The organism is Paeniglutamicibacter sp. NPDC012692 (assembly GCF_042901625.1).
GTDB lineage: Bacteria > Actinomycetota > Actinomycetes > Actinomycetales > Micrococcaceae > Paeniglutamicibacter.
The window spans coordinates 1-15,909 of record NZ_JBIBDE010000008.1 but is presented as its reverse complement, the minus strand read 5'-3'; the positions used below and the strand labels follow the sequence as shown (position 1 = coordinate 15,909).

At 67.0% G+C, this 15,909-nt stretch carries 14 protein-coding genes, 1 tRNA gene and 1 rRNA gene; 6 read left to right on the top strand and 10 right to left on the bottom strand.

Annotation, left to right across the window (positions count from 1 at the left end; translation table 11 throughout):
• Positions 1 to 2: 2 nt before the first annotated feature.
• On the bottom strand, positions 3 to 1,319 hold the full coding sequence (locus ACFY5D_RS20165; RefSeq protein ID WP_387534026.1) for an extracellular solute-binding protein: 1,317 nt from the start codon (positions 1,317 to 1,319) through the stop codon (positions 3 to 5).
• A gap of 290 nt (positions 1,320 to 1,609) precedes the next feature.
• On the opposite strand from ACFY5D_RS20165, the gene ACFY5D_RS20160 reads away from it, so the two are divergent.
• Together ACFY5D_RS20160 and ACFY5D_RS20155 are read left to right on the top strand one after the other, a co-directional pair.
• Positions 1,610 to 3,343 (top strand): glycoside hydrolase family 13 protein, encoded by a 1,734-nt coding sequence (locus ACFY5D_RS20160; protein ID WP_387534024.1) that lies wholly within the window; start codon positions 1,610 to 1,612, stop codon positions 3,341 to 3,343.
• Between the two features lie 87 nt (positions 3,344 to 3,430).
• Positions 3,431 to 4,453 (top strand): LacI family DNA-binding transcriptional regulator, encoded by a 1,023-nt coding sequence (locus ACFY5D_RS20155; RefSeq protein ID WP_387534022.1) that lies wholly within the window; start codon positions 3,431 to 3,433, stop codon positions 4,451 to 4,453.
• A gap of 30 nt (positions 4,454 to 4,483) precedes the next feature.
• Here the strand turns inward: ACFY5D_RS20155 and ACFY5D_RS20150 are convergent, their stop codons facing one another.
• Positions 4,484 to 5,605 (bottom strand): FUSC family protein, encoded by a 1,122-nt coding sequence (locus tag ACFY5D_RS20150; RefSeq protein WP_387534020.1) that lies wholly within the window; start codon positions 5,603 to 5,605, stop codon positions 4,484 to 4,486.
• A gap of 151 nt (positions 5,606 to 5,756) precedes the next feature.
• Positions 5,757 to 6,740, bottom strand: a complete 984-nt coding sequence (locus ACFY5D_RS20145) for an SBBP repeat-containing protein (protein WP_387534018.1) — start codon at positions 6,738 to 6,740, stop codon at positions 5,757 to 5,759.
• Between the two features lie 155 nt (positions 6,741 to 6,895).
• Between ACFY5D_RS20145 and ACFY5D_RS20140 the strand changes: the two genes are divergently transcribed.
• A complete protein-coding gene (locus ACFY5D_RS20140; protein WP_387534016.1) occupies positions 6,896 to 8,104 on the top strand; it encodes a sensor histidine kinase in 1,209 nt (402 codons plus the stop codon).
• A complete protein-coding gene (locus tag ACFY5D_RS20135) occupies positions 8,101 to 8,727 on the top strand; it encodes a response regulator (RefSeq protein ID WP_387534014.1) in 627 nt (208 codons plus the stop codon). Before ACFY5D_RS20140 ends, ACFY5D_RS20135 begins: the two co-directional genes overlap by 4 nt.
• A 29-nt stretch (positions 8,728 to 8,756) precedes the next feature.
• On the opposite strand, the gene ACFY5D_RS20130 is transcribed toward ACFY5D_RS20135, so the two are convergent.
• On the bottom strand, positions 8,757 to 9,830 hold the full coding sequence (locus ACFY5D_RS20130) for a FecCD family ABC transporter permease (protein WP_387534012.1): 1,074 nt from the start codon (positions 9,828 to 9,830) through the stop codon (positions 8,757 to 8,759).
• Positions 9,827 to 10,951, bottom strand: a complete 1,125-nt coding sequence (locus ACFY5D_RS20125; protein WP_387534010.1) for an iron chelate uptake ABC transporter family permease subunit — start codon at positions 10,949 to 10,951, stop codon at positions 9,827 to 9,829. Before ACFY5D_RS20125 ends, ACFY5D_RS20130 begins: the two co-directional genes overlap by 4 nt.
• 180 nt (positions 10,952 to 11,131) lie before the next feature.
• Here ACFY5D_RS20125 and ACFY5D_RS20120 point away from each other — a divergent pair, with 180 nt between their 5' ends.
• Both ACFY5D_RS20120 and ACFY5D_RS20115 read left to right on the top strand, forming a co-directional pair.
• Positions 11,132 to 12,100 (top strand): ABC transporter substrate-binding protein, encoded by a 969-nt coding sequence (locus ACFY5D_RS20120; protein ID WP_387534277.1) that lies wholly within the window; start codon positions 11,132 to 11,134, stop codon positions 12,098 to 12,100.
• 165 nt (positions 12,101 to 12,265) lie between these two features.
• Complete coding sequence (locus ACFY5D_RS20115; protein ID WP_387534008.1) at positions 12,266 to 12,640, top strand: hypothetical protein; 375 nt, start codon at positions 12,266 to 12,268, stop codon at positions 12,638 to 12,640.
• 136 nt (positions 12,641 to 12,776) lie between these two features.
• Here ACFY5D_RS20115 and ACFY5D_RS20110 read toward each other — a convergent pair.
• The 5 genes from ACFY5D_RS20110 to ACFY5D_RS20090 all read right to left on the bottom strand — a co-directional run bounded on the left by ACFY5D_RS20110 (position 12,777) and on the right by ACFY5D_RS20090 (position 15,690).
• A tRNA-Pro gene (locus ACFY5D_RS20110) sits at positions 12,777 to 12,853 on the bottom strand.
• Positions 12,854 to 12,924: 71 nt separating this feature from the next.
• Entirely contained in the window at positions 12,925 to 14,310 is a 1,386-nt protein-coding gene (locus ACFY5D_RS20105) for an FAD-binding oxidoreductase (protein WP_387534006.1), read from the bottom strand.
• A gap of 70 nt (positions 14,311 to 14,380) precedes the next feature.
• Complete coding sequence (locus ACFY5D_RS20100; protein ID WP_387534004.1) at positions 14,381 to 14,866, bottom strand: SRPBCC domain-containing protein; 486 nt, start codon at positions 14,864 to 14,866, stop codon at positions 14,381 to 14,383.
• Positions 14,867 to 14,968: 102 nt separating this feature from the next.
• Positions 14,969 to 15,085 (bottom strand): 5S ribosomal RNA (rrf, locus tag ACFY5D_RS20095).
• 161 nt (positions 15,086 to 15,246) lie between these two features.
• Positions 15,247 to 15,690, bottom strand: coding sequence for a GNAT family N-acetyltransferase (locus ACFY5D_RS20090; RefSeq protein ID WP_387534002.1), 444 nt, complete (start codon positions 15,688 to 15,690; stop codon positions 15,247 to 15,249).
• Positions 15,691 to 15,909: the final 219 nt, after the last annotated feature.

The following is a 15,909-nucleotide window of genomic DNA, read 5'->3' as shown; positions in this document are numbered from 1 at the left end:
GACTACTTGCCGCCGGCGATCTTCTTCTCGATGTTTGCCGTCATCTTCGTCCAGGCCGCAGCCGGATCGGATTCCTTGCCCTTGATCAGGTTCAGCTGGGTTGCTCCCCAGTCGGCCCAGACGGCGTCCATGGCCGGAACCGCCGGCATCGGCACGCCGTTGGCGCCGATCTCGCCGAAGGCCTTGACCACCGGGTTGCTGGCAGCCTTGTCGAAGGCTGCCGTCAGTGCCGGCGGGCGTCCGCCGACCTTGAACAGCGCTTCCTGTGCCGCTTCCTGCGACAGGTAGTTCACCACGAATTCGTTGGCCGCAAGTGCGTTGGTGGACTTGGCGGAGATGAAGAAGCCGTTGACCCCGATGAACGGCTGGGCCGGATCCGAGCCCGCGGTGGGAAGCGCGTCGATGGAGAACTTGATGCCCTTCTTTTCGATGTCGGGCACGTTCCACGGCCCGGTCACGAAGTACGGGGATTCACCCGCAAGGAACTTCTCCTTGGCGATGTCGCCGGTGATGTTGGAGTTGAGGACCTTGTCGCCCTTGTCGCCCAGGTCTGCAAGCAGCTGCGCGAACTTCTGGCCGCCCTCGTTGCCCATGGTGAGCTTGCTGGCGTCATAGCTGCCGTCGGCATTCTGCGCGAAGACCGGGGCGCCCATCGAGGTCTGGAACGGGTAGAGGTGGTACGGGTCCGCCTGCTTGGGGTCCAGGCCCACCAGGAACGGGAACTTGGCCTTGCCGGCGCTGACCGCCTTCTTGCCCTCGGCGAGCACCTCGTCGAGGGTCGTCTTGGCATCGGGCGCGAGTGCCGTGTTGCGGATCAGTGCGACGTTTTCGATCGAGTACGGCACCGCGTAGGTCTGGCCGTCGTAGGTCACCGCCTTGATGGAGCTTTCGGCGAAGTCCTTGGCCTTGTCGCCCAGCTGCACGGGGGCCACCACGCCGTTTTGGACCAGCTTGCCCAGCCAGTCGTGCGGGCCGACCAACACGTCGGGCCCCTTGCCGGTGGGCGCCTGGGTGATGAAGTCGTCGCGGACCGCGGCGAAGTCCTTGACGACCAGCTTGACGTCGATGCCCTTCTCGGCCTTGAACTTCGCGGCGATGTCCTTCAGCGCCGGGGCGCGTTCGGCATCGACCCACATGGTGAGGCTGGTTGTCGTTGCAGGCGCGCTGCTGGCTGCGCTCGTTGCGGCTGCGCCGGAGCTGGCTGCCGGAGCCCCGCCGCCGCCACAGGCGGTCAGGGCCAGCGCGGAAATCGCGCCCACTGCTCCGAGGGTGAATGTGCGGCGCGTGAAGTGTGCACCGGGTTTGGTGGTTCCCGTCATGATCTTCCTCTTTCAAGTCTCGCGCGCCTCGCCCCGTGGGGTCGTTGTGGCCATCGGCGCTTGTATCGTGAATTTAGTGTAAACGTTTCCACTCATGTCGTCTACATCACGTTAAAAATAGGTTTCATCGCGCGCCACGCCACCCCTTCTCCCTTCGGTCGTGGCAGTCTACTTGGCCGTGAATTAGGGGTATTCGAAGCGCAGGCAGGGTCCGCACGGTTTCCTTTCGACAACACTGCAAGAGAGTAAACGCTTCCACTTTTTCTGTTTTCGTCGCTATGATGGAGCGCATGCCACAGACTCCTGAGCTTGCCGAGAGCGCCCCGCCCGTCCAGCACCATCGGCTCGAATCGCCCGTTCACCACGCCTCGACGCATGATGAATGGTGGCGCCGATCGGTGATTTACCAGGTCTACCCGCGCTCGTTCCGGGACACCACCGGCAACGGCATCGGCGACCTGCCGGGCATTACACGCGAGCTGCCGAAGATCGCCTCGCTCGGCGTCGATGCCCTGTGGCTTTCGCCCTTCTTCGCGTCCCCGCAGCGCGACGCCGGCTACGACGTCTCCGACTACTGCGCGGTGGACCCCCTGTTCGGGACGCTTGGCGACTTCGACGACCTCGTCGCCGAGGCAAACCGCTTGGGCGTCAAGATCCTCGTGGACATCGTACCGAACCACTGCTCCAACGAGCACCGGCTCTTCGTCCAGGCCCTTGCCGCGGGACCCGGATCGGCAGCACGGGAGATGTTCATCTTCCGCGACGGGCGCGGGGAGCGCGGAGAGATGCCGCCAAACAACTGGCAATCGCACTTCGGCGGCCCCGCCTGGACACGCGTCACGGAAGCCGACGGAAGCCCCGGCCAGTACTACCTGCACCTCTTTGACTCCAGCCAGCCCGACTTCAACTGGGACAACCCGGCCGTGGGCGACGAATTCGAGCGCATCCTGCGGTTCTGGCTGGACCGCGGCGCGGGCGGCTTCCGGGTGGACGTGGCCCACGCCCTGGTCAAGGACGCGGCACTCCCGGATTGGGGCGGAACCCCCGACGGCACTCCCTCCCCCGGGTTCCCCTTCTCCGACGCCCCCATGTTCGGCCGTCCCGGGGTTCACGACGTGTTCCGCCGCTGGCGTGAAATCTGCGACGGGTACGACGGCGAGCGCGTGCTGTGCGCCGAGGCCAACGTCCGCCCGATCGAGGCCATGGCCGACTGGGTGCGCGGCGACGAGATGCACCAGTCCTTCAACTTCCCGTTCCTCCACACCGAGTGGGACGCCGAGGCGTTGAAGGGAATCATCACCCGTTCGCTGAACGCGTTCGACGCCGTGGGGGCGCCGAGCACCTGGGTGCTTTCCAACCACGACGTGGCCCGCCACGCCACCCGTTTCGGCGCCGTCGCACCGGCAACGCGTCCGGGCGACGGGCTGGGGCCGGAAGACCCGCAACCCGACCTGGACCTGGGCCGCGCCCGCGCCCGCGCCGCAACGCTGTTCATGCTGGGCCTGCCCGGAGGAGCCTACCTGTACCAGGGCGAAGAACTGGGTCTGGGCGACCACACCGAGCTCCCCCACCCGCTTCGGCAGGACCCCACCTACGCACGGACCAACGGCGAGCGCCTGGGCCGCGACGGCTGCCGCGTCCCGCTGCCCTGGAACACCGGGAACTCCACGCTGGGATTCAGCGATGCCGCCGAGGCCTGGCTTCCGCAGCCGGCGAGCTGGCAGTTCCTGACCCGCGAGGCCCAGGAACTGGATCCCGATTCGACCCTGTGGATGTACCGCAACGCCCTGGCCCTGCGTCGGGCCCGCAATCTGGGGCTCGGGGATCTAAGCTGGCTAGTGGGCACGGGAGCCCCGCAGGTGCTTGGCTTCGCCAACGGCGGCCTTCTGGTCATCATGAACCTGGGGAACGCACCGTTCACGTTGCCGGAAGGAACCGTGCTGCAGGCCAGTTCCGCCACCGCGGTCGATGCCACGGGGCGGTTGTTGAATCCCGATTCGACGGTGTGGCTTCTGCCCGCGTGACGGGCCGGCGCCGTGCCCCGGGCAAGACAAACAGTACGACAGGCAGCAAGACCACAAACATGCGAGCAACAAGGGAGACGCGCGAAGATGTCCAGCATTAAGGACGTGGCCCAACGCGCCGGCGTTTCGGTGGCAACCGTCTCCCGCGCGCTCTCGGGCAACGGCAAGGTGTCGGCGGCCTCCCGCGACGCCGTGCACCAGGCCGCCAAGGAACTGGGCTACGTCCTGTCCTACAACGCCTCGTCGCTGGCCTCCGGGCGCAGCCGCAACATCGGCATGGTCATGCCGACCGTCTCCCGCTGGTACTACGCCAACGTGCTCCAGGGTGCCACCCAGGAGCTCAACGAGCGCGGCTACGACCTGACCCTGTACAACACCAGCGGCGAGCAGCGGCACCGCGATGCGGTCTTCCAGGACCTGCTGATGCGCCAACGCCTCGATGCGGTCATCACCGTCACGCTCAAGCTCACGGCACCGGAGCTGCACCAGCTCCAGGCCGTGAACAAACCGCTGGTGGCCCTGGGCGGCCTGCTGCCGCAGGTGCAGACGATCCGGGTGGACGACTTCAACATCTCGGCCCTGGCCACCGAGCACCTGATCTCGCTGGGGCACCGGGACATCGCCTTCCTGGGCGGAAGCGACGAATTCAACATCGACTTCCGGCTGCCCTCGGCCCGTCTGGACGGGTTCGAGTACGCGCTGGACCAGGCGGAGATCCGGGTGAACCCCCAGTGGCTGCTCAACGCCGACTTCACCACCGCCGGCGCCTACCAAAAGATCCGCAGCCTGCTGTCCAACCCGCGCGGACGGCCCACCGCGCTGCTCTGCGCCTCCGACGAGATGGCCTTCGGCGCCATCATGGCCGCCCGCGACCTCGGCCTGAACGTCCCCCGAGACTTCTCGGTGGTCGGCATCGACGGACACGAGCTCGGCGACCTCTTCGGGCTGACCACGATCGCCCAGCACCCGCACGCCCAGGGCGAGGCCGCGGTGCGCCGCATCATGGAACTGCTGGGCGAGGAGGACACCGCCCCGGCCGGCAGCGCGCCGGAGTTCTTCCCCACCGAATTCGTGCTGCGCACCTCCACCGCGCCGCCCGCAACCGGCTAGTCCCGCGCCCTCGGCTTCCGAAGCGGAACCCTAGGCCGCGTGCCGGGCACGGGAGGCTTCCGGCCCGAACCGTGTCCACGGGAACGTCCCGATGACCAGCGAGATCAGGCAGGCGATCAGCGTGTCCGCCAGGCGTTCGCGCAGGAACGCGGCGTCCGGATGGCTCCCGGAGCCGCCGAGCACGATGATCAGCGGCGTCATGACCAGCGCGTAGGCCGTGTAGTTGGCGCTCTTGAGATACATCCTGCAGGCGCCGATGAGCGCAACCACGCCCACCAGCAGCACCGGCGGAACCGGGCCCAGCAGCCACCAACCCACAAGAACGCCCAGCGCCGTCCCCAGCGCGCGCTCGGTGGTCCGCACGAGCGCCGCGGAACGGTCCCGCTGCACCACCAGGACGACGGTCATCAGGATCCAATAGGGGTGCCGGCCGGAGACAAGGTGCGCAAAGAGCTCGGCGACCAGCATGCAGGAGGCCAGCCTGATCGCGTACCGCCACCCGTCCAGCCCCGAGAGGCCCCGGCGCCATGCGGCGAGGTCCTCGCGCCAGGGGCGCACGCCAACCGGCGGGCGGGGCCTGCGCCCCAGGATGTGGAATTCGATGCCGTAGCTGAGCAGCGTCAGCGCGGCGCCCAGCAGCACGCCGGCGGCAAACGTCGCCAGCAGCGCCCCCACCGGCTCGGCCCCCGCGGACAGCGAGGTGCCGATGATAAGGAAGACCGCGGCCTGCGTCCCGGCCTTGGCCACCGACGTGCGGATGGTGCCGGTTACGGCGCCGATCGCGGCGACGGCGATGACCACGACACTTCCCGCAAGCCCTCCCCCGGAGCACAGCATGCCCGCCAGGAGGCTCGCGGAGCCGACCACCGCCGTGGCCAGCAGGTCGTTAGCCCTGCTTCGCAGGTTGCCGACGTGCCCGCTGCCGGCGACCAGCAGCGCCCCGAGCGCCGCCAGCACCCCGGCGTTCCGCTCCCCCAGCAGCAGGCCGATCGTCACGGGCAGCCCCAGCGATACTCCGGCCACGGCCATCCGCAGGACGTTGATCTCCGTCCGCTTCCAGCGCATGGCCTCGGCGACCACGTCGAGCCCGGCGTTGGCCGTCCGTGCGACGCGGGGCGTCCAGCGCCCCCGGTGCCTCGAATGCCCGGTCATGCTCCACATTCTCCCGCTCGCCGTCGCGAAACTCGACGGCAGGCGGGCGGTGCCCCGCATCATGGAATTGCCGGGCGAGGAGGACTCCGCCCCGGCGGGGACCAAGCTCCCGTTGGCTCGACGTGGCGGGCCAACGGGAGCACGGCCGTGGCTAACGCGCCAGCGGGCTGGTGACGACCTCGTACGGGCCGGAGGCCACCTGTTCGTCGAACTTCGAGTCCACAAACAGGATCTGCCCGCGCAACCGGGCCACGGTGGTCAGCACCCGATCCGGATCCGTGGCCCGCTGGCCGAGCAGGCGAACGCTGCTTCCATCGGCACTCAACCGCAAGGTGGTCAGCTTCTTGGTGAAGTTCTGCACCACGGTGAGGGTGTTGCCGCGCAACAGCAACCCGTCGGCGTTGACCAGGTCGATGCCCAGGGTGTCGATGGCCGCGGCCTTGCGGGTCTTGATGTCAAAGCGCCACAGCGTGCCGGCGTTGCCCTGGGCCACCACGAAGGCCGACCTGTCGGCCGTCAGCTCGATCCCGCCGAGGTTGAACCCGTCCTTGCGTTCGATGGTCGTGCCGGCATCTGCCCAGAGTGTTGCCTTGTACTCGCCGCCGGATGCGGCCACGCGGAAGATCTGCGCGTCGTTCGAGTTGGTGAAGTATGCGGCGCCGTCGGCTCCGATGACCACGTCGTTCAGGAACACGTCCGTGCCCGGGGCCTTCAGCGCGGCTTGCAGCTCGCCCTTGGCGTTGTAGACCCAGAGGTCGGGCCGGTCGTTGCCGATGCCGTTGGGGCCTCCGGCAATGTAGATGTTGCCCGCGCGGTCCACGGTGATGCCGCGGGCCGTGAAGCGGCCATCGGTGCCGTTGCCGCCCAGCCATTCGCGCATCTGCGGCGTGCCCGAAACCCCGCGGTGGATCTCCCCGCCGGTGACTTCACTGACGTAGAAGGTTCCACGTCGCTGGTCGGCGCCGATGCCCTCGAACTTCGAGCCGCCCTCGTCGCCCGTCATCGTGTAGGTTTTTGCCCGGTGGTCCGGGGCGGCGTTGGCCGGGGCCGCCAGTGCGGCCGAGCCGATGCCCCCGGCAAGGATGGTGCCGGCCAGGATCGCGGAAGCCAGCAGCCCGGTGGATTTCTTCGACATGTTCTCTCCTTGAGAATCGTGGTTTCGAGTTCTTCGTCGTTCACCAACCAGTTTTCCCTTGGGCACACCGCTGCGGCATCCGGCATACGGGCAGCGTGGACTAGCCAAATGGATGATGCCGAAGCCGCCGCTCCCCCTCTAGGCTGGACGGAATCATGAGTACACACGCAGAGCAAGGAATGCGCGGCATCCTGGCCCCCGCCACGTTATTGGCGCCGTGGCTGCATCTGGTGTTGTTCGCGCTCGTGGCGACCAGCACCTGGCGCTACCTGGAACGGCACGGGCTGGCGGACAACGCCGTCTCGATCGTGCTCGGAGCCGCGACCCTCATCGCCCTCTACGCCATGCGACCGCTGGCGCGCGGGCGCACCGGGTGGCTCATTGCGTGGACCGGCTCCACGGTGCTGCTCTGGGCGGCGCTGACCGTTGCCGCGCCTTCCTTCGCATGGTGCGCGGTACCGGTGGCCTTTGCCGTACTCAGCGTGCTGCCCGAAGGGTGGGCGATGGGTACGCTCGCGGCCATGATGCTCACCATCGCACTGTCTTGGGCGCGCATCAGCACCGACCTCGATCCAACGCTGATCGTCGGCCCGCTGGGGGTTGCGCTGGTGACCGTCATGTCGTTTCGGGCGCTCACGCGGCAAACCCGCGAACGCGAGGTCCTGCTGGAGAAACTGACGAAGGCCCAGCACGAACTTGCCCGCGCCGAACGGCGTGCCGGGGCGCTCACCGAGCGGGCCAGGCTCTCCCGCGACATGCACGATTCGGTGGGACAGGATCTTTCCAGCATCAATCTGCTGCTTCAGGCGGCACATCAATCGTGGGAGGCCCGCCCCACGGAGGCCCGCGAAAACGTGTCGATGGCGGCCGCGGCCGCACGCGAGGGCCTGGATTCGATCCGCCGCCTGGTGCGCGATTTCGCCGACTCGGCGCACGGGGATCCAGTTCATGGGATCCCGCTGAATGACCAACTGAGGCAGGCAATCGCGGCAACCATTCCGGAAACGCCGGTCGAGTTTCACGCATTTGGAACGGCCCCGGCCGTGTCCCCCGAGGTCACCGAGGCATTGGTCTTCACCACCCGCGGCGCCCTGGCCAATGTGCGCGAACATGCGCGCGCCAGTCGCGTGGCCGTTACCGTCACGTACAACAGCGACGAGATCCTCTTGGACATTCGCGACGACGGAATCGGATTTGACCCCGCGTCCATGGCGATCCCCGCGTTGCGCGGCCACGGGCTGCGCGGCCACGGGCTGCGCGGAATCCGCGAACGTGTCGAGTCGCTCGGCGGCATCTTTGACATGGACTCCGCACCTGCCGAAGGCACCACCGTCTCGGTCCGCTTTACCCTGGAGGAATCATGATCAGGCTGATGCTTGTCGACGACCACCCCGTGGTCCGCGCCGGATTGCGTGCGCTGATCGACTCGCAGGAGGACCTCGAGGTCGTGGCGGAGGCCGGCAACCTCGCCGATGCGGTTGCCGCCGCCCTGGAGTTCAAACCGCATGTCACCCTGATGGACCTGCATCTGGGCGCGGAAAACCTGGGCGGCATCGAGATCACCGCCGCATTGCGCGAGCTCGAGCACGCGCCCGAGGTGCTTGTGCTGACCACGTATGACACCGAGGCCGACATCGTGCGTGCGCTGCAGGCCGGGGCCCGTGGCTACTTGCTCAAGGACGCCCCTCCGAACGACCTGTTTGCCGGCATCCGCGCCACCGCACGCGGGGAAACCGTGCTGGCACCGACCGTCGCCGCCGCCCTGGTCCGGCGCACCTCCAACAACGGGGCGAGCATCACCGAACGCGAGGTCCAGGTCCTGGACCTGCTGGCCAATGGCCTGGGGAACAAGGACATCGCCCGGGAACTCTTTGTCTCCGAGGGCACCGTGAAGTCCCATCTGGCCCACGTGTACACCAAACTCGGCGTGGATTCACGCGCCGGTGCGGTGGCCGTGGCGATCGAAAAGCGCATCATTCGCGCCTGAGCCGGGTTCGCGTGGCGTTCCCGCCCGGCCTAGCGCCCGCGGGAGCGGCCCTCGCGGGCCAGCAGCCAGATCAGGTAGATCCCGCCGATGCTCACCGTCACCACGCCCACCGGCAGCTGCACGGGGGCGAAGAGCCGCTGTGCCACCAGGTCGCTGAGCACCAGCAGCAGCGCGCCCATGCAGGCGGCCGGCGCCAGCCGCATGCCCGCGCCCCGGGTCAGCCGCTTGGCCAGCTGGGGCGCCACCAGCGCGACGAAGGCGATCGGCCCGGCGATCGCCGTGGTGGCCGCGGTGAGCAGCACCGCCAGCACGATCATGCCCAGCCGGGTCCGCTCCACCGGCACGCCCAGGGCCGTTGCGGTGTCGTCGCCCATTTCCAGCATGTGCAGCCGGTTGCCGCCTGCCAGCGTGAGGGCCAGCACCGGGAGGATGACGAGTGTCGCGGGCAGAATCGTGGACCAGCCGACCCCGTTGAGGGTTCCGGCACCCCAGACCGCCGCGGCCATGGCCACCTCGATCTCGGCGCGCAGCACCAGCCACTGGTTCAGCGCGGCGAGCATCGCCGAGATGCCGATGCCCACCAGGATGAGCCGGAACCCGTGCGAGCCTCGCCGCCAGGCCAGCAGGTACACGGCCAGGGCCGTGAGCAGCCCGCCGGCGAGCGCGCCGATCGAGGTGGCGACGAAGCTTCCGCCCACCAGGGTCAGCGCGAGCAGCGCGCCGGTGTAGGCTCCGGTCGAGAAGCCGATGACATCCGGCGAACCCAGCGGGTTGCGGGTCAGCGACTGGAAGACCGCGCCCGCAACGCCCAGCGCGGCGCCGAACACCAACGCCGCCACCGCGCGCGGGGCGCGCCACTGGAAGACGATCGTGTTTTCCAGGCCCTGCCCGCCGCCGAACAGGACGTTCAGGATCTGCCCGGGACCCATCGGGTAGTCGCCGCTGCCGATGACCAGCAGGGCCGTCAGTGCGGCGAGACCGGCCAGTACCAGGCAGAGCAGCATCTCGCGCCCGCCGCGGCGCACGCGCCCCGTGGAACGCATGCCATGCCTGGCGTTGGCCTTGCGGTCGTGCGCTGCCGTGGTTTCAGGCCCCGCGCTCATACGGCCACCGGCTTCCGGCGCCGGGCCAGCATGATCAGCACGGGGGCGCCGACGAACGCGCAGACGACCCCGGCCTCGAGCTCGCCGGGGATGATCACACGGCCCAGCACGTCGGCCAGCAGCAGGATGATCGGGGCCAGCACCGCGGTGAAGGCCAGCATCCAGCGGGCGTCCGGCCCGGAGAACCGCCGGGCCAGGTGCGGGGCCATGAGTCCCAGGAAGCTGATGGCTCCCACGGCAGCGGTCGCGGCTCCCGCCAGCACCGTGACGGCCAGCAGGATCAGCACGCGCGCCCGGCCCACCTTGTAGCCCAGGGCCAGGGCGGTGTCGTCGCCGAGCGCCAGGGCGTTCAGCGAGCGGCCGGTGAAGGCCGCAAGAACGACGCCAGCCAGCACGGCGAGCGCCAGCGGGGCCAACACGTCCGCCGAGCGTCCCTCGAGCGAGCCGATGGTCCAGGCCCGCAATTGGTCGAACGCCTCCGGATGGACCAGCGCCAGGGCCGTGCCGATCCCGGAGAGCACGGCGCCCAGCGCCACGCCGGCAAGCACCAGCCGCACGGGATCGTTCGACCGAGCCCCGGCCATGCCCACCAGGTACACGGCGCCGGTCGCCAGCACCGCGCCGCCGAAAGCGAACCACACGTAGCCGCCGAAGCCGTTGACGCCGAAGGTTCCCACGGCGATCACGATCGCCAGCGAGGCGCCCGCGTTGACGCCCAGGATGCCGGGCTCCGCCAGCGCGTTGCGGGTCATCGACTGTACCAGCGCCCCGGCGATGCCCAACGCGCTTCCGGCCAGCACGCCCAGGACTGCCCGCGGCACGCGGGACTCGCGGATGATCGCGTGGTCCGCGGAGTCGTCCGGGTGCAGCAGCGCACCGAGCACCGTCGACAGGTCGATGTGCTTGGAACCCACGGCCAGGGATGCCAGCGCCAGCAGGACCAGCACGACCACGCATCCGGCCAGCAGTGACGCGCGTCGCACCTTGGTGCGCGCTCCCTCGGCAGACGGCGTGCCGGCGGGTGCCTTCGCATCCCGCGCGGCGGCACCAGACGCAACCGCCATTTCGGCGCCGTCTTGGGGTTTTTCGGGGTTCGCCGCAGCGGAGGTGGGGCCTGCCACGAATCATCCTCCTTAGCTTTGAACCGTTCAACACTACCGCGCCGGCTCGGTGCGGCGGGACGAGAACCCCGACCGGCTTAGGCCAACGCAAGAAGAATAGGATACATTTACGTGGTGAAATTGACTTCTTCCCTACGCCAGCCCCGCTTCGGCGCGGCCAAGGCCACAGCCGCACTGCTCTTGATCGCCCTCACCGCGGGATGCGGTGCCACCGGCGCCGCCGACACCGCCGCAGGCAACAAAGATGTCGCGATCGGTGGCGAGCGCTTCTCCACGGCCGACGAGGAAACCGCCAAGTTCGGCGCCAACGTCGCACCGGGCGTCTTCCCGCGCACGCTGACCCATGCCAACGGCCAGACCGAGATCGCCAAGAAGCCCGAGCGCGTCGTCGTTCTGGACACCGGCGAGCTCGACGCGGTGCTCTCCCTGGGCATCACGCCCATCGGCATCCCCTCCACCGAGGGCGCCAACTCGATCCCCAGCTACCTGGCCGACGCCGTCAAGGACGCCAAGACCGTGGGCACCATCCAGGAGCTGAACATGGAGGCCATCGCCGCGCTGAAGCCGGACCTGATCATCGGCTCCCAGCTGCGCGCCGACAAGCTCTACCCGCAGCTGTCGCAGATCGCGCCGACCGTCTTCTCGATCCGCCCGGGCTTCCCGTGGAAGGAAAACTTCCGCCTGGCGGCCTCCGCGCTCGGCGAGGAAACCAAGGCCGTCGAGGTGCTCAACGCCTACCAGGACAAGGCCACCGCGCTGGGCAAGGACGTCCCGGGCGACCCGAAGATCTCGCTGCTGCGCTTCCTGCCGGAAAAGATCCGCCTCTACGGCAACGCCTCGCTGATCGGCGTCATCCTCAAGGACGCGGGCCTCTCCCGCCCGGAGAACCAGAACATCGAGGACCTGGCCGTCGAGATCTCCTCGGAGAACCTGGCCGAGGCCGACTCCGACTGGATCTTCTACACCTCCTACGGCACCCCGGAGGCCACCGGCGAGAAGGCCGCGCTCGAGGGCCCGATCTGGAGCAAGCTGGAGGCAGTCAAGGCCGGCAACGTGCAGCGCGTGAACGACGACGTCTGGTTCCTGGGCCTCGGCCCGACCGGCGCCTCGATCGTCCTCGACGACCTGCGCACCTACCTGGTGAAGTAGCCACTTCGCCGCAACAAGTCTTCATACGGCTGTGGGACCCGGCATTGCCGGGTCCCACAGCCGTTTAACCGCCGACAGGAGTGCAGCGGGGCGACACGCTCGCCCAGCCCCTCCGCCACGCCCCTGGCACCGCGAGCTTCCCTCCGGCAGGTAGGATCCCTAACCATGAACACGAACGTGACATCACCGCCACCATGGCTGGAGGAATTTCGCCGCGAACTCATGGACGGGCTTAAGTCGCAGCTGTTTACCGACCCGGTGGAGATTTTCGTGATTTCACAGGCGCCTCGCATCGTGGCCCTGGTGGTTGATTCCGACGGCTATCCCGCCGAAGGCACCATCCGCGACATCGATCACGCCATTGCACTCGACACCGGCGCAACTCTTGCAACCGTGGCGTTGGACATCGCGGTCTGCGACATCGCCGAACCCGGTCCGGCCGGGATCCGCTTGGATGCTCCCGAACTCGAGGAGATCACCCGGCGTTGGCCCGACATCAGGTGGAGCGGCGACGTGGATTTGTTCAGCGGCACGCAATGAGACCCGCGTGGTTCGTGGATGCACCACGGGAACAACACCGACAGCGCCGGCGCCACACCCGCCCATCCAGGCCCGCACGCGGCCGTTAAATGGGACGAGCCCCGCAAGAAACCGAAGTTTCTTGCGGGGCTCACATTGGTCGGGATAACAGGATTTGAACCTGCGACCTCGTCGTCCCGAACGACGCGCGCTACCAAGCTGCGCCATATCCCGGTGTTGTACCAACGAGAAAAAAGTTTACCTACTTTTCCCCCCAACACCTAATCGAGATCAACCAGACCGTTTTAGACGATGGCCTTGCCCGGGTTCAGGATGCCCTGCGGATCGAAAACTGCCTTGATTTTCCGCTGCAATTCAACGACTTCCGGCGACTGTTCCCAGCCCAGCCATTCGCGCTTCACGGTGCCGACGCCGTGCTCGCCGGTGATGGTCCCGCCGACGGCCAGCGCCGCGCGCACCGATTCCTCCAGCGCCGCATCAAGCCGGCCCACGCCGGCGGGCCCGTCCTCGGGATCCACCCAGAAGGTCGGGTGCAGGTTGCCGTCGCCCGCGTGGGCGACGATGCGCACCATCACCCGGTTGCGTGAGGCGATCTGGCCGAGGGTTCGCATGAACTCGACCATGGCCGAGCGCGGCACGGCGACGTCCTCCCCCACCCGGTACTGGTCGTCCTGCCCGTCGCCGCGGCTGGCGCGCCGCATCTCAATGAGCTTGACGGCCTGCTCGTCGCCCGCGGCGGTGACCTGGGCACCCAGGTTCTCCAAGGCGGAGCGAATGATGGCGGCCTCGATCTCGGCCCCGTGCCCATCGGTGCGCACCAGCAGCAGCGCCCCGCCGCGCGCGCTCAGGTCCGATCCGTACATCGCATCGAGCACGCGCAGCGTCCCGATGTCCAGCAGCTCCAGGATGGCCGGCTGAACCCGCACGCGGGCGATCGCAACAACGCCGGCGGCGGCCTGGGCCACATCGGTGAACACGGCCGCGATCGAGCAGGTTTTCTCGCTGAGGTAACGCAGGCGAACCGTCACGGAGACCACGATGCCCAGCGTGCCTTCGGAACCGACCAGCAGCGAGGTCAGGTCGTAGCCCGCAACACCCTTGAAGGTGTTGCGCCCGGTGGAGATCAGCGTGCCGTCGGCAAGCACCACCTCCAGTCCGAGGACGGAGTCCGTGGTGACGCCGTACTTGGCGCAGCGCAGCCCACCCGCATTGGTTGCAACGTTTCCGCCGATGGTCGACTGCTGGTAGCTGGCCGGATCGGGTGCGTACATAAGCCCGTGCTTGGCAACGGCGTTGTTCAGGTCCGCATTCACGACGCCGGGTTCCACGACGGCGACTTCGTCGTCCACCCGGATCTCCAGAATCCGGTTCATACGCTCGAGGGAGAGCACGATGCACCGGGTGATCGTGTTAGCGCCCCCTGAGACGCCCGTACCGGCCCCGCGAGGCACAACGCTGACTCCCGCCGCCGATGCAAGGCGCAGGGCCGCCTGGACGTCCTCCACGCGCTCCGCGAAGACCACCGCGAGTGGCAATTGGTAGTCGGAGGTGAGCTTGCCGAAGTCGTGGCTGCTTTCGGCAAGCACTTCGGGGTCGGTGGACACGGATCCCGAACCGATTTCTTGGATCAGGTCTTCAATCAATGCATCATCGGTGCATGCCAGGCTCATGTCAGCCCTTCAGTAGTGGTCGGTGGCTCTCGTTTTGTCCGACGCACCAGCCTGACCCATCATGATGAGGTCAGCCTTGAGCGCCCATGAAGCGAGCATAGTATGCAATAACTTCAGGCCACCGTACATAACGCTCATATTGCGCCTCGCCCGCGGAACCCCGGGCCCAGCCGCCGTGTCGCACCGTCACCGCAGTTCCGGTTCCCGAATCGGCAAATTCAAATGCGAGCCTGGTTGGAGCGAAGTTTTCCATCCCCAGGCTGAAATCCAGGACGATGTGCTCCGGCACTTCGAGGTCGACGATCGATCCCCAAAGATGCTGCTGGCCCTCTTCCGACTCCTCCAGGAGTTGCCCCTGGGAAAACGACACATGACTACCCGGACCATAGTGGGAGTAGACGTTTACGGGCCACCAGAGGTGGATGTAGTCGGTGAATCCCTCAAACGCCTGGTCGACCGGCACCGGGACTGAAATGGAATGGATGAGTTCCGGGAGCGGCACCGATTCTTCGGAGTCGTCACCGGATGATGCAGCATGAGAAAAGAGTCCGTCCATGACTCAACAGTAACGGTTGCACAGAATTGGATGCAGGCTCGGCGACCCGTGTTAAACATCAGAACCCCCAAGCCTGAGGCTTGGGGGTTCTGGGACAATTATGTCCGGCGGTGTCCTACTCTCCCACACCCTCCCGAGTGCAGTACCATCGGCGCTGTGGGTCTTAGCTTCCGGGTTCGGTATGGGACCGGGCGTTTCCCCCACGCTATGACCGCCGTAACTCTATTACCTAACATTCCTTATTCAGGCTGTTGGTAGCTTTAGTGAGTCACAACTGATGCTGTGGTTCTTCGTTTACAACTATAGCCGAGATATCGCGGCAGGGCGAATCCTGGGGTCAATTGGCGCCGTGATGCCCGTCACCACTATCGGCCGGGCCCTCAGAGTGCCTTCGCCATACGGATGGACGTCGGCTCGTAGCCCAGTGATTCATAGAGTGCGCGCGCCGACGTATTGTATCCAAAGACGTTGAGGCCAAGTTCGCTCGCACCGAGCTGCTTTGCGGTCCGCTCAGCCAGAATCATGGCCTCTCGGCCATATCCATGACGTTGATGCTGCTTGTATATTTCGATATCCCACACCCACCATTTGTCCGGGCCGGAATCGAGCTGGGGTCCTATCCAGAGATATCCGACGCTTTCGTCTTCGCGGCAAACACGGAATATCAGGTGTCCTTCAACCGGTACTCCCCCAGGAAAGAATCTATTGAAGCTGGCATCCGCGTTGGCTTGAGATTCATTTCGGGATTCGCCGGCTCGGATGCGACTTTCGACGTATTCGGCCTTGACCGAGGCCAGCCAAGCCGGCAACTCCGAAACAGCCATGGGTGTGAGTCCTATTGCCATATCTAAAGAATGGCAGTAAAACGCCGCTAAGAGAAAATGAACCGGCCCCTGGCGTGTGCCGGGGAACCGGGGTGGTTAAACATCGGAACCCCCAGCCAACGGCTGGGGGTTCCGGGACAGGTTGTCCGGCGGTGTCCTACTCTCCCACACCCTCCCGAGTGCAGTACCATCGGCGCTGTGGGTCTTAGCTTCCGGGTT